We start from the raw sequence: 21,340 nt of genomic DNA, 5'->3' as shown, positions 1-21,340 counted from the left end.
TCAGCCCTTCAGCCCGGAGGTGGCCGCACCTTCGACGAGATACCGCTGAAAGGCGAGGAAGAAGACCAGCACGGGCAGCAGCGCGAGCAGGGACATGGCGATCATGCCGCCGTAGTCGGCCGCGCTGTCCTGGTCGATGAACATCTTCAGCCCCATCGACACGGGGTACTTGTCGGGTTCGTTGAGGTAGAGAAGCGGTCCGAGAAAGTCGTTCCACGACCAGATGAAGGTGAAGATGGCGCTGGTGATCAGGGCGGGCCGGCAGAGCGGCAGCATGATGTGCCAGTAGATCCGCGGGTGCCCGCAGCCGTCGAGCCGGGCCGCCTCGTCGAGCTCCCTGGGCAGGTTCCGCATGAACTGCATCATCAGGAAGACGAAGAACGCGTCCGTCGCCAGGTACTTGCCGAGCAGCAACGGCACATACGTATTGATCAGTTCCATCTTCTGGAACAGCACGTACTGCGGAATGATCAGTACGTGGTACGGCAGCAGCAAAGTGCCGATCATCAGGGAGAACAGCACGTTGCGGCCGCGGAACCTGATGCGGGCGAAGGCGTAGGCGGCCAGGGAGCAGGACAGCAGTACGCCGACGACGGAACCCACGGCCAGCACGATCGAGTTGACGAAGAACGTCGAGACCGGGATGTCGGCTATGCCCTCGGTGAGTCGCCGGTAGTGGTCCAACACCGGTTGTGAGGGGAAGAGTTCGAGCCCGCCGACGATGTCCTCGTTGGGCTTCAGCGATCCGCCGATCACCCAGAACAAGGGGTAGAGGACGACCGCGAGCACGGCCAGCGCCCCGATGTGCCAGAGGGCCGAGCGCAGGCTGCGCCGCCGCCCGGGGTGGGTGAGCGTACTCATCGGGCGTCCTCCTCGTAGTGCACCCAGCGCCGCTGGGACCAGAACAGCACGGCCGTGACCAGGCCGACGGCGAGCAGCAGCATCCAGGCCATGGCGGAGGCGTAGCCCATACGGAGGTTCGTCCAGCCCTGCTCGTAGAGGTAACAGGTGTAGACGAGCCCGGCGTCGGCCGGACCGCACTTGCTGTTGGTGACGACATAGGCGGAGGCGAAGATCTGGAACGAGTGGATGGTCTCCAGGAGCAGGTTGAAGAACAGCACCGGGGAGATCATCGGCAGCGTGATGGAGCGAAAACGCCGCCACACCCCCGCTCCGTCCACCTGCGCGGCCTCGTACAGCTCACGCGGTACCTGCTTCAGCCCGGCCAGGAAGATCACCATCGGGGCGCCGAACTGCCAGACGGTGAGCGCCACCAGGGCGTAGATCACCAGGTCGGGGTCGCCGATCCAGCCGCCGACGTCGATGCCGAAGATCTGCTGCGTGCGGTCGACGACCGCACCGTCGGAGAACAGTGCCCGCCAGACGATGGCGATGGAGACGCTCGCACCGACCAGCGAGGGGGCGTAGAAGGCGGCCCGGTAGAACCCCTGGCCGCGCCGGGGTTTGTTGAGCAGCAGGGCGACCGCGAGAGCGGCCGCGAGCTTGAGCGGCGTCCCGACGAGCACGTACGACGTGGTGACCTCGACGGACTTCTGCCAGCGGGCGTCCCCGAACATCTCGGTGAAGTTCTTGAACCCGATCCAGTTCGGGGTGTCGAAGAGGTTGTAGTCGGTGAACGCCAGATACAGCGAGGCGAGCATGGGGCCCGCGGTCAACAGCAGGAAGCCTGCGATCCACGGGGACATGAAGAGATAGCCGGCCAGGGTCTCCCCGCGGGCCCGCCGCTTCGCGGCGGCGGGCCTTCCCGGTGTCTCGCCGGGGGCGGGGCGGTCCGTGCTCACGGCGGACGCGGGTGCCCGAAGGTCTGTCACTGCCGATCCCATCAGGAGGCGAGGGCCGTCTTCGCCTCGGCGAAGAACTGCTTCGCGCCGTCCTCCGGAGAGGTCTTGCCCATGACGACATCGGTGCCGATGCGCAGGAAGGCGGCCTCGCAGATGTCGGCGCCCGCGGGGTGCGGGGTGATCGGCTCGACGTTGTCGGCGACCTTCTTCTCGTACTCGGCGATCTGGGCGGAGACGCCGGTCGGCTTGTACGCCTCGAACTGCTCCGTGGTGGAGAGGACCCCGCGGTCGTAGCCCATGATCGTGCCGACTTCGGGGTCGTGGACCATGAAGTCGATGAACTCGGCGACTTCCTTCGGGTGCTCCGTGCGGGCGGAGCCGCTGAGCATCAGTGACGAGATGTACTGCCCGGTCCGCTTGCCGTCCGTCGTCGGCACCGGCGCCAGAGCCAGCGGGGTCTTCGTCTCGGAGGTGTAGCGGACCAGGAAGTTGTCCCAGGTGAACTCGCCTGCGGAGAGGTCCTTGGAGAGTGCGGAGGTCGGCTTGACCTGTTCGGCCTTCTTGGGGTCGGTGAGGACTCCGGACCTGGTCCTGTCGTAGTTGTCGGTCCACCACTGCTTCAGGTCCGCCTCGGTGAAGCCGAGCCCGTCCTCGGTGAAGAACGCCTTGTCGTGCTGGCGCAGCACCAGGTCGTAGAGGTACATGATGCCGCCGGGGCCGCTGTCACCGGCCAGCTTGCCGTTCTTGCTGATCTTCTCGGTGGCCTCGTCGTACTGCTTCCAGGTCCAGCCCTCCTCGGGCGTGACGCCCACCTTCTTGTACTCGGCCGGGTTGTAGACGAGGGCGAAGGTGTTGCCCCCGACCGGCACGCCGAGCAGCTTGCCGTCGACGTTCCCGGCCTTCTCCAGTCCGGCGCGGAAGTTCTCCATGCTGAGATTTCCGGCCTTGACCTGGGAATTGAGGTCGAGCAGCACACGCTTGTCGTCGTACTTGCGCAGAAATGCGACGGAGTTCTGGAAGACATCGGGGGCATTGCCCGCGGAGGCCTGGGTGTTGAACTTCTTCCAGAAATTCTCGTAGTCCTGGAAGTCCGTCTTGACCTTGATGTTCGGGTGCTTCTTCTCGAACAACGCGATCGTCTTGTTGATCAGCGTGGCCCTCTCCTGGCCGCCCCACCAGGAGTAGCGGATCTCGACCTTCCCGCCGGCCCCCGCTCCCCCGCCGTCACCGCCGCAGCCGGAAGCCATCAGCCCCAGCACCGCCACACCGGCGCCGGCCGCACGCAGCCCCTGGGCACTCCGCCAAGACCTCATGACACACCCCTCCCGGGCGGCCAGCCCCGCCACCACAGTCGATTGAATCGTTTTAGAAAGCGCTTGCTGGGACAAGCTAGAGATCCGAGGGGGCAACGTCAACGGTTGCGACGAAATCGATCGAAGCGCTTCGACCCGCGCGCGGCGAGAGGGGCCGGCGGCACCAAATCGGACCCGGGAAACGCAAAGGGTCCGTGAGACTCTGCAGTCTCACGGACCCTCTGTCCGGGTGGGCGATACTGGTTTCGAACCAGTGACCTCTTCGGTGTGAACGAAGCGCTCTCCCACTGAGCTAATCGCCCGGGCGCACCGCAAACATTACCCCATGTCAGCGGCGCCCTCCGACCACCGTCGGGTCACTCGTGGATCTTCCACGGCATCGCGATCCCGAACTTCCAGACGTAGATCCCGACCAGCACGGCGACGATCACCAGCCCGACCACGGTGAGGATGATGTTCCGTCGCCGGACCTTGGGATCGAGTGCCTTCTGCGCCGCCTCGGTGACCTTGCGACGGGTCCAGCGCAGCACCAGCTGGGCCCAGACGAACTCGGTCGCCCAGATCGCCATGCCGCCGAAGATCACCAGCCAGCCGGGCCCTGGCAGCGGCAGCATGACGATGCCCGCCACGACCACGGCGAGGCCGACCACGAAGACGCCGACCTGCCAGCTCACATGGAGCGCCCTGGACGCCTTGATGAAGCCGGGCGCCCGCGATCCGAGCTCCCGTTCCTCCTTCGTCACACCCTCCGTGACGTCTGGCGTCACGTCCCCCGCCACGTCCCCCGTAGCGGGCGCCGAGGCCGCCGGTGCGGCCGCCTCGTCCCGCGCGTCACTCTCCGCATTCATAGGCCCCAACTTACCGGAACGGTCTTTGTCACCGGAATGGCCGCATAACCCAAAGTTACACACCGCTGCACGAGCTACCTGAAGAGCCACAAAAAGGTCAGAGGGGTTTACAACGCCACCGTAGGTGGCATGTCGATTTCGCCGACGTGCGAATCCCCGAGCGCACACTGAGCGAAAGGCCCTGGCGCTTATGAACACCACGGTCAGCTGCGAGCTGCACCTGCGCCTCGTTGTGTCGAGCGAGTCCTCACTGCCTGTACCCGCGGGCCTGCGGTATGACACGGCCGATCCGTATGCCGTGCACGCCACCTTCCACACCGGAGCGGAGGAGACGGTCGAATGGGTATTCGCCCGCGACCTCCTTGCCGAGGGGCTGCACAGGCCCACCGGCACCGGAGACGTTCGCGTCTGGCCATCTCGAAGTCACGGCCAGGGCGTCGTCTGCATCGCGCTGAGCTCCCCAGAGGGCGAAGCCCTGCTCGAGGCCCCGGCGAGGGCCCTGGAGTCGTTCCTGAAGAGGACCGACGCCGCGGTGCCGCCCGGCACCGAGCATCGTCACTTCGACCTCGATACGGAGCTCTCACACATCCTGGCCGAGAGCTGAGCCAGATCGAGAGCTGCACGGCGCCGTCCGACTCGGGGCGACGGTACCGCGCAGACAACCACATAGGGCAGACACCGGCGCCGTGACCACGGAAACCACCGTGGTGACGGCGTCGGTGCGATGTGCGCCGGTGCACGCCGGAGCACGTCCGGCCGACCGATCCGCGCCTGACATGCCCAGCGCGCCCCCAGTGCCCCCGTACGCCTCCCTCAGCCCCTTGGTGCCCGCCAGGGCCGACAAGCGCTCCGCGCCGGCTCCACGGGCCCTCCAGGGGCCCTGTGCGTCCTCGCCGAGCCAGTAGAGTCAGCCGGCATCGGCGGGCGCCCGCTCGCCGGAGGCCAGGGAGCGAAAGCGTGCTGATCCCCCACGACACCCGGATCGCCCTCGACACGGTGGTCGATCTGGTGAACACCGCACCGGAGACCGACCGGCCCGAGGACGAGCGGAACGACGGCCTCGCCGGCGTCGAAGCGCTTTACGAATTCGCCCGGCGACACCGCATCAGCGGCGTGGGCGAGCTCGGCGAGAAGGACCTGCGGGCCGTACAGGACGTACGGACCCGGTTCGCGGAGATCTTCGCGACGCAGGACACCCGGATCGCCGCCGGTCTCGTCAACAGCCTCGTGGCCGCCGCGGGCACCACACCGCAGCTCAGCAACCACGACGACTACGACTGGCATGTGCACTACTTCGCACCGGACGCGTCGATCGCCGACCACCTCGCGGCCGACTGCGGCATGGCGCTGGCCTTCATCGTCGTGGCAGGCGAGCTGGAGCGGCTGCGGCGATGCGAGGCGCCGGACTGCCGGGACGCGTTCGTGGACCTGTCCCGCAACCGCTCCCGCCGGTACTGCTCCAGCCGCACCTGCGGTAATCGGCTGCATGTCGCCGCGTACCGGGCGCGCCGCAGGGAAGCGGCCGGCTGACCGCTCACAACAGGAAGAGATCGTGCAACGCGGCCATCAGCAGCAGGCTGCCGACCACCGCGAGGAAGATCATCAGAGGGGGCTGGGACAGCGCGAAGAGGCAGCCACGCGGCTCTTCGTCGGGGGGTGCGGGGGCATCGCCCCGGGAGGTGTCCACCATCTCGGGACGATCATGACGCAGGCCGGACCCCGTTGGCGATCAACACGCCTTTTTGTGACGGGAGTTCACTCTCACCGTGACCAAGAGGATTCGCTCCGGCGTCCGATTCGGCGTCACATATTCGGAACCGTGGCCGGCCCCCGCGCGCTCCCCCGCCCCCGTACCGCTCAGCCGAGATCGCGCAACATGCGCAGCTGGACGGCCCGGTGGGCCGATGAGCCGCCCTCGTGGTTGTTCCAGGGGTAGATCTCGATCTCCTTCGGGCCCGCCCAGTGGTTGTAGGCGGCGAAGACCGTCGACGGCGGACAGATGGTGTCCATCAGCGCCACCGAGTAGAGCGCCGGGACGGTGGCCCGGGCGGCGAAGCTGATGCCGTCGAAGTAGGAAAGCGTACGGAACACCTGCTCGGCGCGGCCGTGTTGGGTGGCGAGGAAGTGCACGATCTCCTGGTACGGGTCCTTGTCGGTGATCTCGACGGCCCGCCGGAAGTGGGACAGGAACGGCACGTCGATCAGCGCGGCCTTCACGTACGGGCTGAGCCCCGCCACCGCCTGGGCGATGCCGCCGCCCTGGCTGGCGCCGTGGACGACGATCCGGTCCGGGTCGACGGACGGATGGGTACGGGCCACCTCGACGGCGCGTATCGCGTCGGTGAACACACGCCGGTAGTAGTACGCGTCGGGGTCGAGGATGCCGCGGGTCATGAAGCCGGGCGACTGCGGGTTGGCGCCGCCGTGCGGGTCGGGTGTGGAGCCCGCCGAATGGCTGTTGACGGCGCCCTGACCGCGGGTGTCGACGAGCAGGGTGGCCCAGCCGGCCGCGGGCCAGACCAGGTGGTCGTGCGGCAGTCCGCGACCGCCGCCGTAGCCGAGGTAGTGGACGACGCACGGGAGGGGACCCTCGGCGCCCGCGGGAACGTTCAGCCAGGCACGTATCCGGTGACCGCCCCATCCGGAGAAGGTCACGTCGTGCACGTCGACCGTGCTCAACGCGCCGTCGTACGGCTCGAATTCGGGGTCGAGCGGGAACGCCGACGACTCGTCGAGGGTGCGCTTCCAGAAGGCGTCGAAGTCGTCGGGTTCACCGGACTCCGGGCGGTAGTGGCGGAGTTGATCCAGAGGAAGGTCGAACAGGGGCACGGCGTCTCCGTTTCGGACAGTGAGGGGAAGGTACGGACGGACAGGAACACGGAAGGAAGCGGGTCCCGGGGAACCGGGCGCCGGCCCGGTCAGGGTGCCGCCGCGCTGGAGGCGCGCACGACCAGCTCCGGCTGGAGGACCACGCTGCGGTGTTCGTGCGTGCCGTCCTCCTCGTCCGCCTCCTCCAGCAGGAGCTCCGCGGCCAGCCGGCCCATCTTGACGGCGGGCTGGCGGACCGAGGTGAGCGGTACGGCAGCGGCGGCGGCGAATTCGATGTCGTCGTAGCCGACGATGGCGATGTCCTGCGGCACGCGCACGCCGGCCGCGTACAGCGACTGCAGCACGCCGAGGGCCAGCAGATCGTTCGCGCAGAAGACGGCGGTCGGCCGGGGTACGAGCCCGAGCAACCGGGCCCCGGCGTCGCGGCCCGCCGCCACGTCCAGGCGCTCGGAGGGGATCTCGACGAGCGCCTCGGGCCCCAGCCCGGCCCCGGCCAGGGCCGACAGGGCACCCTCGCGGCGGTCCCTGATCTGGTGAAGGTCACCGGGTCCGCTGACGTACGCGACGGAGCGGTGCCCGGCCGAGACGAGGTGGCCGACGGCGAGGGCACCGCCCCGCACGTCGTCGACGGAGACCGCGCAGGTCCCGGTGGAGGAAGCGACCCGGTCCACCAGAACGAAGGGGATGCGGTGGCGCCTGAACGCCTCCAGATTGCGGCCGGTCGCATCGGCCGGCGTGACCAGCACACCGCACACCCGCTGCTCGGCGAAGAGCCCCAGATACTCGGCTTCCTCCGCCGGGCTCTGGCCGCTGTTGCAGACCATCACCCCGAGACCGGCCTGCCGCGCGGCGCGCTCGGCGCCCCGGGCCACGTCGACGAAGAACGGATTGCCCATGTCGAGGACCAGCAGTGCCATGATCCGGCTGCGGCCGGCCCTGAGCTGGCGCGCGGACTCGCTGCGTACGTACCCGAGGTCATCGATCGCGGCCAGCACCCTGGCCCGGGTCTCCGGCAGCACGGCTTCGGGCCGATTGATCACATTGGACACGGTGCCCACGGAGACTCCGGCCTGCCGGGCCACATCCTTGATCCCTGCCACACGCGCCACTTGCCCTGCCCTACCTGAATTGTTTCAATCCGACCGGGACGCTAGCCCCATCCCCGTAGAGCGTCAAGGATCACGGGCGGGCGTCAAGGATCACTTATGAATCGATTCACCATCGATGCAACGCTACCCTGCCACCGATCCCCTGCCTTCGGGATCTCAGATGCCGTGCTTCTTCAGGATGGCCTCGATGTCGCTGAAGTCCTCACCCGCGGGCTTGGCCTGCTGCTTCGGCTTCGCCTTCGCCTCCGGCTGGGCCGCCGGTACGCCACCCCCGAGGGAGGGCGCCGACGCGGCGGGCGCGACGGCGTCACGCTGCGCCGTCTTTGCGGCGGCCTTGCGTTCCTTGCGGGTGCCGACACCGCGACGTTCGATCGCGCGTGTGGTCATGAAGAGCAGCCAGGCCAGCCCGAGCAGTCCGAAGCCGAGCCAGACGCTGGGCCTGAAGGCGATGTCGGAGACCCACTGGACCACCCCGGTCAGCACCAGACCGATCGGGACCAGGGAGTAGGCGGCGATCCGGGTCGCGGCCAGGAACCGCTTCCGGTACGCGGTCACGGCGGCGATGCCCAAGCCTGCCGCGGACACCGCGGAGCAAATGGTCTCGGCAAGCATCGGGGCCTCCAGGCGCGCGGGGAAACGTCCCTTCCATCCTGCACCGCCCACACGGCGGGTGGCCATGATCCAGGGCCGCATCAGGGACATTTCAGGGCCGGGATCCTCCCCAGGTGCCGACCGGAGTCCGGCCGCACACCGAACCGGGCCGGGTCGGATGCCCACCGGGCCGGCGCGGATGCCGATTGGGATGCGCACGCGGGCCCTGGGAGACTGGCCCCATGAGCGATTCCACCCCCGCAGCCCCGGTCGTCCTCGATGTCTGGTGCGAGCTCCAGTGCCCCGACTGCCACAGCGCCCTCAGCGATGTGCACGCCCTTCGCGCGCGGTACGGGGACCGGCTCGACGTGCGCCTGCGGCACTTCCCGCTGGAGAAGCACAAACACGCCTACGCCGCGGCGCAGGCCGCCGAGGAGGCCGCGGAGCAGGGCAAGGGCTGGCCGTACATCGAGGCCGTGCTCGCCAGGACCGACGAGCTCGGCCGCACGGGCGAGCCGCTGCTGATCGAGGTGGCGCGTGAACTCGGCCTGGACGCCGAGGAGTTCGACACCGCCCTGATCGACGGACGGCACATGCTGATGGTCGACGCCGACCAGGCCGAGGGCAAGGCCATCGGCGTGACCGGCACCCCCACGTATGTCATCGGCGGCGAGACCCTGGACGGCAGCAGGAATCAGGACGGGCTGCGCGAGCGGATCGAGGAGATCGCCGACCGGCTGCTCGCCGAGCAGGCCTGACAACACCCTCTCCGCAGTCGGCCCGGACCCCGACGGCTACAGGGCCTTGACGAGGTTGTACCGGGTCGCTTCGTAACCGAGCGACTCGTACAGCCGGACCGCCGGCGTGTTGGACGAGAGGACGTGCAGACCGATCCGCTCGTGCCCGGCGTCCAGCGCGATGCGTTCCGCCTCGAGCATCAGCGCCCGGCCGAACCCCCGGCCGCGGGAATTCTCCCGCACCTCGACGTCGAAGACGTACGCGACGACCGTCCCCGGGTGCATCTCGAACCGCGCGACCCAGACGTGTCCCACGGTCCCGTCGTCCTCATGGACCAGGGTGTGCAGGTGCGTGCCCTCCGTGGCGAGTCCGTGCGGCAGATACGTCCGGTGGGAGATCTCGGCCTTCCGCATGGCCTCGGCCTCCGGGACGCCGCGGGCGATCCAGGTCTCCGCGTAGCCGGTGATGGCGGTGCTCTCCCACTGCGCGAACTCCTCCGGCGTCATCGGTTGCCCGGTGACGCCGTCCGGCAGGGCGGGAGGGGTCTGCGGCAGATCCTTGATCATGTTCTTGCTGCGCTCGGTGTAGCCGAGCGCAGCGGCGAGCCGCTGTCCGGCTGTGTTGTCCGGCTCCACCGAGAGCGCCAGCCGGGAGCACCCCCAGCCGCGCAGCACCTCCTCGGCGGCGAGTGCGGCGATGGTGCCGCGGCCGCGCCTGCGGTTCGGTTCGTCGATCCGCAGGGAGCGGAGCACCCCCGCCGTCGCTCCGAACCCCGGGTCGGTGCCGATCTCGACGGCCCCGACCGGCCGTCCGTTGTCGCACACGTCGTACGCGCGGGTCCTCGCGCCGTCGGCGCCTTGCTGGATCGGCCCGGTCGGCCGGAGGGTCGTGGTCATCACCGGTGTTCTATCCGCTGAGCCGCGGCCCGTCACCCGATTTTCGCGGATCCGGCCGCGGGACGGATCGGGCTCACGGATCGAGGTCGTTCCCGGCACGCTCGTCGAAGACGCGCATGGCCTTCGCCGTCACCGGTCCTGGTGTGCCGGGCAGCTCGCGGCCGTCGATCCGGTGGACGGCCTGGACGTCCCGCAGGCTCGAGGTCACGAACACCTCCTCGGCATGCTCCAGCACATCCATGGGCAGTTCGGTCTCGTGCGCCCCTGCCCACTCGACGACCAGTGCGCGGGTGATCCCGGCGAGGCAGCCGGAGGCGAGCGGCGGGGTGTGCAGCCGTCCGTCGAGGACGACGAAGACGTTGGTTCCGGTGCCTTCGCAGAGCTGCCCGACGGTGTTGGCGAAGAGCGCCTCCGAGGCGCCCCGTTCATGGGCGCGGGCGAGGGCGACGACATTCTCCGCGTACGAGGTGGTCTTGAGACCGGCGAGCGCGCCGCGCTCGTTGCGCGTCCAGGGGACGGTGATCACGGCGGTGGTGTCGTGGCGCCGGGTGGATTCCCCGAGGGCGACGACCAGGCCCGCCCCGTCGTCGCCACGGTCGGAGCCGAGCGGGGAGAGCCCGCCGGTGTAGGTGATGCGCAGCCGTCCGAGCTCCATGGGGTTGGCGTCGATGACCGCGGCGCAGGCCCGGCGCACCTCGTCGAGGTCGGGGTCCGGCAGGCCGAGACCGCGGGCCGAGCGGGTCAGCCGGTCGAGGTGCCGGGTGAGGGCGAAGGGCCGGCCGGCGGTGGTCTTGACGGTCTCGAAGATGCCGTCGCCCACGGTCAGTCCGTGGTCGAACACGGACACCCTGGCGTCGGCCTCGTCGCGCAGTGCGCCGTTGACCCAGATCCTCATCACGCGGTCCTTCCAGTCGCTCGGTGAGCGCCCGACGCTACAGCGAGCAGCCGGGCCGCCTTCAGCTCGGTCTCGTCCCATTCGCGCTCGGGGTCGGAGCCCCAGGTGATGCCGGCGCCGGTGCCGAACCGGAGGACCGGGGCGGCTTCGGTCCGGTCGACCCAGAAGGTCCGGATACCGACGGCGAGGCTGGCCGTGGAGCGGTCGGCGTCGACCCAGCCGATGCCCCCGCAGTAGGGCCCGCGGGGCGCGGTCTCCAGTGAGTCGATGATCCGGAGGGCGCTGGACTTGGGTGCCCCGGTGACGGAGCCGGGCGGGAACGCGGCGGCGAGCAGCTCGGGCCAGCCGACGCCGTCGGCGAGGCGGCCGCGCACAGTGGAGACGAGATGGACGAGCCCCGGGTGCTTCTCCACCACGCAGAGGTCGGGGACGGTGACCGATCCGGTGGCGCAGACCCGGCCCAGGTCGTTGCGGACCAGGTCGACGATCATCACGTTCTCGGCGTGGTCCTTCTCCAGCAGATCGGCTTCGGTGCGGCCGGTGCCCTTGATCGGTCCGGACTCGACGGTCCGGCCGTCCCTCTTCAGGAAGAGTTCGGGGGACGCGGTGGCGACCTCCACGCCGTGCGCGGGCAGCCGGATCGTTCCTGCATAGGGGGCGGGGTTGCCGAGTGCCAGCAGCGCGGTGAGGGCGTCGACGTCCGCGGCAGCCGGGTCCGGCAGCACCGCGGTCATCACCCGGCAGAGGTTGGCCTGGTAGACCTCGCCCGCCGCTATGTACTCGCGGATGCGACGCACGCCGGCGGTGTACGCGGCCCGGTCCAGGGACGAGATCCAGTCGTCGGCTCCGGGGCCGCGCCAGGCGCCGGGCACCGGCGCGGGCACCGGCGCGGTTCGTACGGTGCCGAAGCGGGCACAGACGAGACCGCCCTCGAAATCGGCACATACGGCCCAGAAGCCGGACGAGTCGAGGGCGGCAGGATCCGTGGTCACGTCCTGCAGATCGGACGCGATGAGGCCGTCGAAGCGGGCCATTGGGGCGAGGTCGTGCACGTTGCTGAGTCTAGGACGGCCCGCGGTGACCTGCGCCGGGGCGAACGCACCGCAGCACGCTGCACAAACGCGTTTTTGTACTGGCCCGGGAATCCGCTAGAGTTCAACACGTCGCCGGGACACGCAAGTGAACCGGAAACGACAAGCGGACGTGGCTCAGTTGGTAGAGCATCACCTTGCCAAGGTGAGGGTCGCGAGTTCGAATCTCGTCGTCCGCTCGAAGTGGGGGATCTTTTCCCGAACCCCTGCACTCCTGGTGGAGTGGCCGAGAGGCGAGGCAACGGCCTGCAAAGCCGTCTACACGGGTTCAAATCCCGTCTCCACCTCCAAGGACGATTAGCTCAGCGGGAGAGCGCTTCCCTGACACGGAAGAGGTCACTGGTTCAATCCCAGTATCGTCCACTGGTCCGCAAGGATCCCCCGCGCGATTAGCTCAGCGGGAGAGCGCTTCCCTGACACGGAAGAGGTCACTGGTTCAATCCCAGTATCGCGCACGCAGTACACGCAGGTTCACCCTGCGCGATTAGCTCAGCGGGAGAGCGCTTCCCTGACACGGAAGAGGTCACTGGTTCAATCCCAGTATCGCGCACCAGCCGAAGCCCCGGTCGTCGAGACGACCGGGGCTTCGACGTTTCTGCGGCGGGCCCGACCGGGGTCAGCCGGTGAAGAGTTGGGTGGCCTTACGGATCAGCTCGTACAGCCCGTAGGCGAACGGCAGGGCGACCCAGAGCCAGACCACGGCAGTGAGTGTTCTACGACTGCTGGTGTGCACGGGTCTTCCTCTCCGCTGCCTCGTGGAAGCGTGGATGGACGGGGCGTACGAGCTCGTTGGCGACGAAACCGACGATCAGCAGTCCGATCATGATCGTCAGCGATGTCGTGTACAGGTCGGACCCACTGCGGCCCGCCCGCTCGCCCGCGTCCGCCACCCAGTTGACGATCAGCGGGCCGAGGACGCCGGCGGTGGACCAGGCAGTCAGCAGCCGGCCGTGGATGGCACCGACCTGATACGTGCCGAAGAGGTCCTGCAGATAGGCGGGGATCGTGGCGAATCCGCCTCCGTAGAACGAGAGAATCACCAGCGCGCAGCAGATGAAGAGCGGCTTGGAACTGCCGAACTCGACGATCGTGAGGTACATCAGGGCGCCGACGCCGAGGTAGATGCGGTACATGTTCTTGCGGCCGATGAGGTCCGAGGTCGAGGACCACAGGATCCGGCCGGTCATGTTGGCCAGGGAGAGCAGGGCGACGAAGCCTGCCGCGGCGGAGACCGAGACCGGCACCGAGGTGCCCGTGAAGAAGTCCGTGATCATGGGAGCGGCCTTCTCCAGAATGCCGATGCCCGCGGTGACGTTCATGCAGAGCACCACCCACAGGCACCAGAACTGCGGTGTCCGCAGCGCGTTGCGAGCCGATACCTGGGCCGTGGTGACGAGGCGGCGGGGCGCCGTCTCCGGCCGGTGACCGGCCGGGAGCCAGCCGTCCGGCGGCACCCGGACGAGGAGCACGCCGAGCGCCATGAAACCGGCGTAGGCGAGACCGTGGACCAGGAAGGCAGTGGCGATTCCCGTGCTGTCGGCGCCGAAGGTTTCGAGCATCCCGGTCGACCAGGGCGAGGCGATCAGCGCTCCACCGCCGAAGCCCATGATGGCGATGCCGGTGGCCATGCCGGGGCGGTCGGGGAACCACTTGATGAGTGTGGAGACCGGCGAGATGTAGCCGATGCCGAGTCCGATACCGCCTATGAAGCCGTACCCGAGGACGACCAGCCAGAACTGACCGGTGGCCACACCGAGGGAGGCGACGAGGAAGCCCGAGGAAAAACAGACGAGAGAGACGAACATCGCCCAGCGCGGTCCGTTGCGTTCGACGAGGGTGCCGCCGAAGGCCGCGGAGAGGCCGAGCATGACGATGGCGAGTTGGAAGGGTAGGGCACTGGCGGTACCGGAAAGGCCGAGAGCCGACTCGAGCGGGGGTTTGAACACGCTCCAGGCATACGCCTGCCCGATCGAGAGATGCACCGCGAGGGCGGCGGGCGGGACTAGCCAGCGGCTCCAGCCGGGTGGCGCGACGGTCCGGGACCTGTCGAGGAAGGTCATGGGCCGGAACTTTAAGGATCAACCATGTCGGTGCCTAGATGTCGGACAAGACTTTGTCGACGGTATGCACCGCGGGTGGCCTCACGTGGTGCGTACCGCGGGCCCGGACACCGTGCGTCCGGGCCCGCAGCATGGCGTCGGCGCCCGATCAGGAGGAGAAGAGCATGTGGCCGAAGCTCTTGTGCCGGTAGTGACCGCCGTGGTGGCCGCCGTGGTGCTGCGGAGCGCCCCAGGCGGGTGCGGGTGCGGCCGGGTAGCCCTGAGGGGCCGGCGGCGCGGGCGGCGCCTGCTGCGTCCACTGCGCCTCGATGCGGGTCAGGGACTCCAGCTCGCCGTAGTCGAGAAATATCCCCCGGCAGCCGCTGCACTGCTCGATCTGGATGCCATTGCGGTTGTATGTCTGCATCTGCGCGTGGCACTTGGGACACTGCATGGTCGGCTCAGCTCCTCGCCGTCGGTTCGCCGTCCCGGAATTCATGCCCGGAGACGATCGGTTCACCCTACGACGAGTTTTCGGCGGCCAACTCGTGCGGGAGGGACGCAATTCGGGCACAGGCGTCGATCATCATCTGTTCCACTTCATCCGGAGTTCTCCCCTCCGCGGCAGACTTGGCGAACGCCAGCGCGGCGGTCTGCACCGTCAGGGCGCGGGCCGGGACGTCCAGGTCGGGCCAGGGGTCGCCATCGGCGCGTACGGCAGGCCCGCCGGCCGCCCGGTAGGTGTCCAGGAAGCGCAGCCAGACGTCGGGAGGCAGCAGCCCGGCCGCGTACCAGGCGGCGGGGCGTGCGAGGTCCCAGGCGGGGTCACCGAGGCCCATGTCGTCGACGTCGATCAGCAGCCAGGGGCCGTGCGGGGCGGGGTGCCGGACGAGCTGGCCGAGATGCAGATCGCCGTGGCAGAGGAAGCGTGAGCGGTGCGAGGGCGCGATGTCCTCGTCGCGAGCCCAGCCGGGCAGCCGCCGCCATGCTTCGCGTACGGGGACGGTGGCCGGGTCGTCGGGCCGGGCCGCGTGCATCCGGGCCACGGCGAGTGCGGCCTTCGCGGGACCGCGCATCGCGGGGAAGGCCCCGATGCCCCCGGGTGAAGTCGGTGGTGCCGTGCGGTGGAGCCGGGCCAGGAGGACGGCTGCCTCCTCCCAGGGGGCGGCGTCGGGGGCTTCGGGGTCGACGGGTTCCCCGTGGGGCCACAGGGTCACGGAGCGGCCGTGCACCGTGGCGTCGGCGGCGGGCCCGGCGCCCCGGGGGACGGGTGGCAGGAGGATGCCGGTCAGGGCGGGAGACGCGGCCAGGGCGAGGCGGGCGGCCAGGGCCGTGGTGTCGGTGTCCGGGGCGTGGGCCTTCGCGACCACCGGACCGCTGCGGACAACTGTGCCGTCGGCGCGGTCCGCGAGCACCGCCGGTGCCGGGCAGGTGCACGGAGCCTCGACGTCCGTGGGCAGGTGGACCGCGTCATGAGCGAGGGCGCCCAGCGCGCGGACGACTGCGGTGGTCACGGTCTCCCCCGGTGGCAGCAGGTGCGGCCCGGTTCCGCCCGGGCCCGCCGATGAGCGTACGCGCCGCCGCGCACGCCCGAGTGCTGCGGCGCCGGGGCAGATGCGAAACCTTCCGGACAAGGCACGGCCGGGCGCGAGGTTCCCAGGTGGCGCGGGGGCCGGGCACGAGCGGACCCCGGAAAGCGCGATGTCCGGTCAGCTCCCCAGCTGACCGGACAAACGCTGCCGTCCGCCGCACCCCCGTCCCCACGGGGCTGTTGGCCCGATGTCCCGGTCCGGACCGCTCTTCCGGACCCGGGGCGCCGCTCAGCGCCCCAGCATCACACCTACGGACGACGCCTGTGTGACCACTGCGTCCCAGCCGCCGAAGACGACCACGAGCAGGGCCGCCAGAGGAAGAACCATGGCCGTCGCCACCAGTGGGTGGCGGGTACCGGACGACTGGCGGCTGCCGAACGCGGCATGTGCCCTGCGCCCCTGCGTACGGAGCATCGTCCGCGCTGCCGTGTCCGCCATGGTTCCTCTCCTGACCTGTTGTGGGAGCGGCGGGCATCTGACCTCGGGGGACGAGTGCATCGCCCGCCGCTCGACTTCAACATTAGGGACACCCGGGGCACGGGTCGTCATGCCCGCGTACCGAATGCCGGGCCTCCCGGAGGATGAGCCGTCGGTGTTCGGCGTACTCCTCTGGGTGGAGATCGGGCACTAGACCTTGGGGTCTTCCCGGAGGGGGCGCTCGGACGCGTCCTCCCTGGGGACCGGCTGTTCGACCAGGGCGAGCACCCTGGCCGCCATGAAGCGGGCGGTGCGCACCACGGAGCCGTTCCGAGTGACTTCACTCACTTCGACCACCCCTCGGCGGACGGCCGTCTCCACCCGGCGACCCGCTCGGCCGGCCACCACTTCGTAGGTACGTGTCGTGTCCCCGGCGTCCACGACTATTTCGACTCGATCGCCCTTCACTGATCCAATCCCCCTTCTGCGACGGACCTTTGAGATCTCGCACCGGCCGGGGAGCGTGGATCCGCGGCTCCCTGACCACCCTTCAAGTTTCCCACCCGGCACTGACAATCGATGGGCGGACGAGGGCGCGGCCTCTGAGCGCGCCGGGCCACGGGTACGTAAGCTGTGCCACGTCAGGCGGACCAGGCAGCGGGGATGGGCAGACATGGCGATGATGCGGCTCCGGCGCGAGGACCCGCGTGTCGTCGGCTCGTTCAGACTGCACAGACGGCTCGGAGCGGGCGGCATGGGGGTCGTCTACCTGGGTTCGGACCGCCGCGGACAGCGGGTGGCGCTCAAGGTGATCCGACCGGATCTCGCCGAGGACCAGGAGTTCCGTTCGCGTTTCGCGCGCGAGGTGTCGGCGGCGCGGCGGATCCGCGGCGGCTGCACGGCCCGGCTGGTGGCGGCCGATCTGGAGGCCGACCGCCCGTGGTTCGCCACGCAGTACGTCCCCGGACCCTCCCTGCACGACAAGGTGGCCGAGGAAGGTCCGCTGTCGGCCGCCGAGGTGGCGTCGATCGGGGCCGCACTCTCCGAGGGGCTGGTGGCGGTGCACGAGGCCGGTGTCGTCCACCGTGATCTGAAGCCGTCGAACATCCTCCTCTCCCCCAAGGGCCCCCGGATCATCGATTTCGGGATCGCCTGGGCGACCGGGGCGAGCACGCTCACGCATGTCGGCACGGCCGTGGGCTCGCCCGGCTTCCTGGCGCCCGAGCAGGTGCGGGGCGCGGCGGTCACCCCCGCGACGGACGTGTTCTCGCTCGGCGCCACGCTGGCGTACGCGGCGATGGCCGACTCGCCTTTCGGGCACGGCAGTTCCGAGGTGATGCTGTACCGCGTGGTGCACGAGGAACCGCAGTTGTACGACGTGCACGACGCGCTGGCGCCACTGGTGAGCGCCTGTCTGGCGAAGGATCCGGAGGAGCGGCCGAGCACGCTTCAACTCTCCATGCGGCTCAAGGAGATCGCGGCCCGCGAGGCGCAGGGACTCCACGAGAGCCGCCCGCCCGTGCAGCGCTCGGCTCAGGAGCTGGACCGGCCGACCGGCCGGCTCGACGGCCCGTACACCGAACAGCAGACCCGGCGTGCGGCGAGCCCTCCCGCGCCGCGTCCGCAGACCCGCCAGACGGCACCCTCGCGCACGACGTCGCCCCGTACGGGGGGCTCGCGGCCGCAGCCGCCGCGCAACACCACGCGCTCCGGCAAGCGCCCCCAGGCCACCAACGGGACGAACGGCACGAAGGGGCGTCCGGGGACCCGGCCCGGGACCCGTACGACATCGACGGGCCGGCGTCCCGCCAACCCGCGGCTGCTGCGGCAGCGTCTGGTCGTCTTCGTCGTGGTGACGCTGCTGGTGGCGCTGGGGATCGCGGCGGCGCAGGGTTGCCAGGGACCGGCCCGCGGGCTGGGCTCCACACAGGCCCCGGGACAGCAGGAGCAGCACGAACCGCAGGAACAGCACCAGGGGCAGCACCTGCTGACCTGGCAGTAGGCGCCGGCGAGCAGCCGGTCAGTCCTGCGGGCGGCCCGTCGCCCCCTCGACGCTCGGCCTGGAGGGGTTGATCCTCCTCGCAGTATGTCGGCATGGGCGTCGCAGCAGCCTCGGCTGACCTCGATCCGGCCACTCGTGTCGGCCGCATGGTGGCTCGCATCCTTGTGGCTGTCGCCCGCGCCGAGGCCGAGGCGAAAGGCGCCGGCCAGAAACCGGCGAACGCTGCCCGTGCCGCCGAGGGCGACGTGCACTTCGGTGGTGTGCGTCCCTCCGCCTTCGAGAACGGCCGGGTCACGGTAGTCCCCGAGGGGGCCTAGGCCATGCGCCGGCTGTGGTGGATGTGCTCGCGCCAAGGCAAACGACCGTCGCCGTCATCACGTATGACCGGGACGTCGCAGCCCGGCTGCCGGGGCGGGTGGAGCCGAGGGGCGGACGGATCGTGAAGGACTCCTGGTGCGCCGGTGCCGCCCGGGAGATGGCCGCGTGACGACGTCGGCAACCGCGGGCCCGCAGGCGGGGCACCGGCCGCCGTCCCCGGCCGCGGACGGCGGGAGCGGAGGGACCCGCCCGGGTCTACCAGCGGGTCCTCAGCAGCGAAGCGCACCACCGCTTCGTGATCGACTCCGTCACCAACTGATCCCTGCTGACCGCTGCGGACGGGAACCGACGACGGACGTGCCACCCGCGGCCCGCGCAGAGGCGGACCGGCGGGCGTCCGTGCAGCACCGACAAGTGGGTGGACGTCGTCGCACAGGAGGAGGCACGGCCCGGCGGACTTCGCCGACGCTTCCCTCCTGACCGGGCCGGCCTCCGGCCGGTGACGGGAACGGGCCCTCCTCGCCGCTCCGAACTGGCGGCTCACACGCCGCGGCCCGGCGGGAAGGACCGGTCGCCGTCTCGGCCGGATCAGCCGGTGATGCTGGCCTTGCCGGTCTCCAGGTGGCCGGTGAACCGCTGCGACCAGGCGTGGTCGCAGTCGGCCGTGACGGTCACGTCGTACCAGCCGTCGCTGATCTCCACCGGGTCTACCACCCACGTCTCCTTGCCGTGGGCGGCAACCCGCACCTTCTTCGGAGCGCCGGAGATGTAGTGGTTGTGCTTGACGGTGAACGTCACCGGCCGACGGCCGTTGTTGCGCAGCGACAGCTTCAGCTTCGGGTGCGCGGTCGACTTGCCGTCGTAGTAGCTCGCCTCGACGACGAGGTCCTTGCCGGCGGTCTCGGTGTCGCCGACGAAGCGGCGCAGGAACCGGTTCGGTCCGGTGACGGTCAGGTCGTAGGCGGTGTCGCTCTCGGAGGAGCCGACGGGGCCGACGCCGGTGGCCGTGTCCTTGGCGCCGACGGTGTACTGGCCCGGGAACTTAGCCGGGTACTCGGCCAGCGTCGGAACGCCGCCCAGGTTGTTGTAGACGGAGAAGTGGCTCGCCTTGGTGACGAACCCGGCCTCGTTGCTGAACTCCAGCTTCGCCGCACCCTGGGCGAACCCGGTCAGGTTGGCGTTGGGCTGGTACGGCAGCGGGCGGGCCGGCTTGATGCCCTTCTCCTGGGTGGGCATCCTGTTGTCGCCCGGCAGCGGGGTGTAGCGGGTCTCGGGGATCAGCTCCCCGGTGTCGGGCAGGTGCGGCAGCCCGTACACCGGCGAGGTGAAGTCGAAGGCGCTGGTGAGGTCACCGGAGACCTTGCGGCGCCACTTGCTGATGTTGGGGGAGATGGCCGGCTTCCCGAGCGCAGTGGTCCACTTCTCCACGAACTGGATGACCGAGGTGTGGTCGGAGACCTCGGAGGTCACCCAACCGCCGCGGGTCCAGGGCGAGACGAGGAGCAGCGGCACACGGAACCCGAGGCCGACCGGGAGCGGCTCGGTGACGCCGTACTGGCTCATGGTGCCGGAGACGAACTCGTCGCCCTCGCCCGGTGCGGGGACCGGCGGCGCGACGTGGTCGAACTGTCCGTCGTTCTCGTCGTAGTTGATGATCACCAGGGTCGAGTTGAAGACGTCCGGGTCGGCGTTGAGGGCCTCCAGCACGCCGCGCATGAAATACGCGCCGTTGCTCGGGGCCGTGACCGGGTGCTCCGAGAAGAACTGGTTGTTGACGACCCAGCTGACCTGCGGCAGCGTGCCGTTCAGCACATCGGCGCGAATCGCGTCGTTGATGTTGTCGGCGTTGCCCGCGAGACCGGTGGCCGGCTCGGGGACGTTCTTGACACCGTTGTCGTAGTAGATGTTGCCCGGCGCGGCCTTGCCGCCCTGGGTGGGATCGAGCTTGGCGAATGTGTTGAAGTACTCAAGACCGTTGTCGCCGTAGTCGTCCTCGCACTGGTAGACCCGCCAGCTGACGCCGGCCTTCTGCAGCGTCTCGGCGTAGGACTCCCACGGCAGGAACTTGTTGCGCTCGTCACCGCCGTCGTTGGCCGTGAAGGTGCCGTGCTTCTTGTCGGCGTTGATCGTGCCGCCCCACAGGTAGGTGCGGTTCGGACCGGTCGCGCTGAGCACGGAGCAGTGGTACGCGTCGCCCACCGTGTAGGCGTCGGCGAGGGCGTAGTGGAACGGAAGGTCCCTGCGGTCCAGGTAGCCGAGGGTGGTCGGGCCGCCCTTGGCGTAGTACCAGCCGTTCATGAGGCCGCCATACCAGGCGCCGTGCTGGTCGGTCCAACCGTGGCTGGTGCCGCCGTAGTTCGCCGCACCGAGCTCGGCGCTCGGCGGGGTATCGCCGTCCCAGGACTTCGCACCGCTCAGCCGCCACGGGTACTGGGTCTCGGCACCCTCCGTGAGAGTCTTCGGCTGCTCCCAGACGGACTTGCCGCCGGGCAACTGGATCGTCGCACGGTCACCGAACCCGCGCACCCCCTTGAGGGAGCCGAAGTAGTGGTCGAAGCTGCGGTTCTCCTGCATGATCACGACGACATGCTTGATGTCACGGATGTCACCGTGCTTGTGACCGGCGTGGCCGTGGTCATGACCGTGCTCGTGGGCGTGTCCGGGTGTCGCCGCGGCGACACCGGGCACCGCGGCACCCACGGCGGCGGCACTGGTGACAGTGGCGGCGGCGCCCAGGAATTTTCTACGGGACAGTGCGGACATTCTCGGTTCCTCCAGGTCAAGGCGTAAACCGAGACACTGATGCCACGATCTTGCGATAAAGCGTCCGGAGTCCGACGTGCAAGTAGCAGGACGCCCA

The 21,340-nt window shown here is 69.5% G+C and carries 22 protein-coding genes and 6 tRNA genes; 10 read left to right on the top strand and 18 right to left on the bottom strand.

Annotated features, from left to right (window positions below):
• The 5 genes from OG963_RS35495 to OG963_RS35475 form a co-directional block, all read right to left on the bottom strand.
• The gene (locus OG963_RS35495; RefSeq protein WP_030918758.1) at nt 1-861 is read right to left on the bottom strand and encodes a carbohydrate ABC transporter permease; all 861 of its coding nucleotides are present in this window, start codon (nt 859-861) and stop codon (nt 1-3) included.
• Nucleotides 858-1,844 carry a carbohydrate ABC transporter permease gene (locus OG963_RS35490; protein ID WP_093775309.1) on the bottom strand — a complete coding sequence of 329 codons (987 nt, stop codon included), beginning with the start codon at nt 1,842-1,844 and terminating at the stop codon, nt 858-860. The genes OG963_RS35495 and OG963_RS35490 overlap by 4 nt, the downstream gene beginning before the upstream one ends.
• Nucleotides 1,844-3,115, bottom strand: coding sequence for an extracellular solute-binding protein (locus OG963_RS35485; protein ID WP_319737647.1), 1,272 nt, complete (start codon nt 3,113-3,115; stop codon nt 1,844-1,846). Before OG963_RS35485 ends, OG963_RS35490 begins: the two co-directional genes overlap by 1 nt.
• A 230-nt stretch (nt 3,116-3,345) precedes the next feature.
• Nucleotides 3,346-3,417, bottom strand: a tRNA-Val gene (locus tag OG963_RS35480).
• Between the two features lie 54 nt (nt 3,418-3,471).
• Nucleotides 3,472-3,963: a TIGR02611 family protein gene (locus OG963_RS35475; RefSeq protein WP_093930044.1), complete on the bottom strand. Its 492-nt coding sequence runs from the start codon at nt 3,961-3,963 to the stop codon at nt 3,472-3,474.
• A 190-nt stretch (nt 3,964-4,153) separates the two neighbouring features.
• Here OG963_RS35475 and OG963_RS35470 point away from each other — a divergent pair, with 190 nt between their 5' ends.
• The gene (locus OG963_RS35470) at nt 4,154-4,567 is read left to right on the top strand and encodes an SsgA family sporulation/cell division regulator (RefSeq protein ID WP_003959770.1); all 414 of its coding nucleotides are present in this window, start codon (nt 4,154-4,156) and stop codon (nt 4,565-4,567) included.
• A gap of 353 nt (nt 4,568-4,920) precedes the next feature.
• Nucleotides 4,921-5,493, top strand: coding sequence for a CGNR zinc finger domain-containing protein (locus tag OG963_RS35465; protein WP_030918747.1), 573 nt, complete (start codon nt 4,921-4,923; stop codon nt 5,491-5,493).
• Between the two features lie 4 nt (nt 5,494-5,497).
• Here the strand turns inward: OG963_RS35465 and OG963_RS35460 are convergent, their stop codons facing one another.
• The 4 genes from OG963_RS35460 to OG963_RS35445 form a co-directional block, all read right to left on the bottom strand.
• Nucleotides 5,498-5,653 (bottom strand): hypothetical protein, encoded by a 156-nt coding sequence (locus OG963_RS35460; protein WP_176902249.1) that lies wholly within the window; start codon nt 5,651-5,653, stop codon nt 5,498-5,500.
• 167 nt (nt 5,654-5,820) lie between these two features.
• On the bottom strand, nt 5,821-6,792 hold the full coding sequence (locus OG963_RS35455) for an acetylxylan esterase (RefSeq protein WP_371799823.1): 972 nt from the start codon (nt 6,790-6,792) through the stop codon (nt 5,821-5,823).
• 89 nt (nt 6,793-6,881) lie between these two features.
• A complete protein-coding gene (locus tag OG963_RS35450) occupies nt 6,882-7,901 on the bottom strand; it encodes a LacI family DNA-binding transcriptional regulator (RefSeq protein ID WP_030918743.1) in 1,020 nt (339 codons plus the stop codon).
• A gap of 156 nt (nt 7,902-8,057) precedes the next feature.
• Nucleotides 8,058-8,513, bottom strand: coding sequence for a hypothetical protein (locus tag OG963_RS35445; RefSeq protein ID WP_093775516.1), 456 nt, complete (start codon nt 8,511-8,513; stop codon nt 8,058-8,060).
• Nucleotides 8,514-8,734: 221 nt separating this feature from the next.
• Here OG963_RS35445 and OG963_RS35440 point away from each other — a divergent pair, with 221 nt between their 5' ends.
• The gene (locus tag OG963_RS35440) at nt 8,735-9,250 is read left to right on the top strand and encodes a DsbA family protein (RefSeq protein ID WP_319325439.1); all 516 of its coding nucleotides are present in this window, start codon (nt 8,735-8,737) and stop codon (nt 9,248-9,250) included.
• Nucleotides 9,251-9,286: 36 nt separating this feature from the next.
• Here OG963_RS35440 and OG963_RS35435 read toward each other — a convergent pair whose 3' ends face one another.
• The 3 genes from OG963_RS35435 to OG963_RS35425 all read right to left on the bottom strand — a co-directional run bounded on the left by OG963_RS35435 (nt 9,287) and on the right by OG963_RS35425 (nt 12,055).
• Nucleotides 9,287-10,126, bottom strand: coding sequence for a GNAT family N-acetyltransferase (locus OG963_RS35435; RefSeq protein ID WP_093775301.1), 840 nt, complete (start codon nt 10,124-10,126; stop codon nt 9,287-9,289).
• Nucleotides 10,127-10,199: 73 nt separating this feature from the next.
• Nucleotides 10,200-11,021 (bottom strand): aminotransferase class IV, encoded by an 822-nt coding sequence (locus tag OG963_RS35430; RefSeq protein WP_093775299.1) that lies wholly within the window; start codon nt 11,019-11,021, stop codon nt 10,200-10,202.
• Nucleotides 11,021-12,055: a chorismate-binding protein gene (locus OG963_RS35425; protein WP_093775297.1), complete on the bottom strand. Its 1,035-nt coding sequence runs from the start codon at nt 12,053-12,055 to the stop codon at nt 11,021-11,023. The genes OG963_RS35430 and OG963_RS35425 overlap by 1 nt, the downstream gene beginning before the upstream one ends.
• Before the next feature lie 163 nt (nt 12,056-12,218).
• Here OG963_RS35425 and OG963_RS35420 point away from each other — a divergent pair.
• The 5 genes from OG963_RS35420 to OG963_RS35400 all read left to right on the top strand — a co-directional run bounded on the left by OG963_RS35420 (nt 12,219) and on the right by OG963_RS35400 (nt 12,665).
• A tRNA-Gly gene (locus OG963_RS35420) sits at nt 12,219-12,291 on the top strand.
• Nucleotides 12,292-12,328: 37 nt separating this feature from the next.
• Nucleotides 12,329-12,402, top strand: a tRNA-Cys gene (locus tag OG963_RS35415).
• A 1-nt stretch (nt 12,403) separates the two neighbouring features.
• Nucleotides 12,404-12,475, top strand: a tRNA-Val gene (locus OG963_RS35410).
• A gap of 20 nt (nt 12,476-12,495) precedes the next feature.
• Nucleotides 12,496-12,567 (top strand) — tRNA-Val (locus OG963_RS35405).
• A gap of 23 nt (nt 12,568-12,590) precedes the next feature.
• Nucleotides 12,591-12,665 (top strand) — tRNA-Val (locus OG963_RS35400).
• 160 nt (nt 12,666-12,825) lie between these two features.
• On the opposite strand, the gene OG963_RS35395 is transcribed toward OG963_RS35400, so the two are convergent.
• The 5 genes from OG963_RS35395 to OG963_RS35375 form a co-directional block, all read right to left on the bottom strand.
• The gene (locus OG963_RS35395) at nt 12,826-14,172 is read right to left on the bottom strand and encodes an OFA family MFS transporter (protein ID WP_093775295.1); all 1,347 of its coding nucleotides are present in this window, start codon (nt 14,170-14,172) and stop codon (nt 12,826-12,828) included.
• A 148-nt stretch (nt 14,173-14,320) separates the two neighbouring features.
• Nucleotides 14,321-14,605 (bottom strand): zf-TFIIB domain-containing protein, encoded by a 285-nt coding sequence (locus OG963_RS35390; RefSeq protein ID WP_030918724.1) that lies wholly within the window; start codon nt 14,603-14,605, stop codon nt 14,321-14,323.
• A gap of 67 nt (nt 14,606-14,672) precedes the next feature.
• A complete protein-coding gene (locus tag OG963_RS35385) occupies nt 14,673-15,665 on the bottom strand; it encodes an aminoglycoside phosphotransferase family protein (RefSeq protein ID WP_093775293.1) in 993 nt (330 codons plus the stop codon).
• A gap of 306 nt (nt 15,666-15,971) precedes the next feature.
• Nucleotides 15,972-16,181 (bottom strand): hypothetical protein, encoded by a 210-nt coding sequence (locus OG963_RS35380; protein ID WP_093775291.1) that lies wholly within the window; start codon nt 16,179-16,181, stop codon nt 15,972-15,974.
• 189 nt (nt 16,182-16,370) lie between these two features.
• On the bottom strand, nt 16,371-16,628 hold the full coding sequence (locus OG963_RS35375; protein ID WP_030918716.1) for a hypothetical protein: 258 nt from the start codon (nt 16,626-16,628) through the stop codon (nt 16,371-16,373).
• A gap of 205 nt (nt 16,629-16,833) precedes the next feature.
• On the opposite strand from OG963_RS35375, the gene OG963_RS35370 reads away from it, so the two are divergent.
• Together OG963_RS35370 and OG963_RS35365 are read left to right on the top strand one after the other, a co-directional pair.
• The gene (locus OG963_RS35370; RefSeq protein ID WP_093775289.1) at nt 16,834-18,162 is read left to right on the top strand and encodes a protein kinase; all 1,329 of its coding nucleotides are present in this window, start codon (nt 16,834-16,836) and stop codon (nt 18,160-18,162) included.
• 92 nt (nt 18,163-18,254) lie between these two features.
• Nucleotides 18,255-18,479 carry a hypothetical protein gene (locus OG963_RS35365; RefSeq protein WP_093775287.1) on the top strand — a complete coding sequence of 75 codons (225 nt, stop codon included), beginning with the start codon at nt 18,255-18,257 and terminating at the stop codon, nt 18,477-18,479.
• Between the two features lie 589 nt (nt 18,480-19,068).
• On the opposite strand, the gene OG963_RS35360 is transcribed toward OG963_RS35365, so the two are convergent.
• On the bottom strand, nt 19,069-21,243 hold the full coding sequence (locus OG963_RS35360; protein ID WP_319325438.1) for a phosphocholine-specific phospholipase C: 2,175 nt from the start codon (nt 21,241-21,243) through the stop codon (nt 19,069-19,071).
• Between the last annotated feature and the right edge of the window lie 97 nt (nt 21,244-21,340).

This window comes from Streptomyces sp. NBC_01707, from assembly GCF_041438805.1.
Classification (GTDB): domain Bacteria; phylum Actinomycetota; class Actinomycetes; order Streptomycetales; family Streptomycetaceae; genus Streptomyces.
The sequence above is the reverse complement of the archived record's forward strand: the minus strand, read 5'-3'. Positions and strand labels throughout refer to the sequence as shown.

Coding starts and splice junctions, on each gene's coding strand:
- OG963_RS35495 (WP_030918758.1), bottom strand. CDS start 861: ATGAGTACGCTCACCCACCCCGGGCGGCGGCGCAGCCTGCGCTCGGCC.
- OG963_RS35490 (WP_093775309.1), bottom strand. CDS start 1,844: ATGGGATCGGCAGTGACAGACCTTCGGGCACCCGCGTCCGCCGTGAGC.
- OG963_RS35485 (WP_319737647.1), bottom strand. CDS start 3,115: ATGAGGTCTTGGCGGAGTGCCCAGGGGCTGCGTGCGGCCGGCGCCGGT.
- OG963_RS35475 (WP_093930044.1), bottom strand. CDS start 3,963: ATGAATGCGGAGAGTGACGCGCGGGACGAGGCGGCCGCACCGGCGGCC.
- OG963_RS35470 (WP_003959770.1), top strand. CDS start 4,154: ATGAACACCACGGTCAGCTGCGAGCTGCACCTGCGCCTCGTTGTGTCG.
- OG963_RS35460 (WP_176902249.1), bottom strand. CDS start 5,653: ATGGTGGACACCTCCCGGGGCGATGCCCCCGCACCCCCCGACGAAGAG.
- OG963_RS35445 (WP_093775516.1), bottom strand. CDS start 8,513: ATGCTTGCCGAGACCATTTGCTCCGCGGTGTCCGCGGCAGGCTTGGGC.
- OG963_RS35440 (WP_319325439.1), top strand. CDS start 8,735: ATGAGCGATTCCACCCCCGCAGCCCCGGTCGTCCTCGATGTCTGGTGC.
- OG963_RS35435 (WP_093775301.1), bottom strand. CDS start 10,126: ATGACCACGACCCTCCGGCCGACCGGGCCGATCCAGCAAGGCGCCGAC.
- OG963_RS35430 (WP_093775299.1), bottom strand. CDS start 11,021: ATGAGGATCTGGGTCAACGGCGCACTGCGCGACGAGGCCGACGCCAGG.
- OG963_RS35425 (WP_093775297.1), bottom strand. CDS start 12,055: ATGGCCCGCTTCGACGGCCTCATCGCGTCCGATCTGCAGGACGTGACC.
- OG963_RS35395 (WP_093775295.1), bottom strand. CDS start 14,172: ATGACCTTCCTCGACAGGTCCCGGACCGTCGCGCCACCCGGCTGGAGC.
- OG963_RS35390 (WP_030918724.1), bottom strand. CDS start 14,605: ATGCAGTGTCCCAAGTGCCACGCGCAGATGCAGACATACAACCGCAAT.
- OG963_RS35380 (WP_093775291.1), bottom strand. CDS start 16,181: ATGGCGGACACGGCAGCGCGGACGATGCTCCGTACGCAGGGGCGCAGG.
- OG963_RS35370 (WP_093775289.1), top strand. CDS start 16,834: ATGGCGATGATGCGGCTCCGGCGCGAGGACCCGCGTGTCGTCGGCTCG.
- OG963_RS35365 (WP_093775287.1), top strand. CDS start 18,255: ATGGGCGTCGCAGCAGCCTCGGCTGACCTCGATCCGGCCACTCGTGTC.
- OG963_RS35360 (WP_319325438.1), bottom strand. CDS start 21,243: ATGTCCGCACTGTCCCGTAGAAAATTCCTGGGCGCCGCCGCCACTGTC.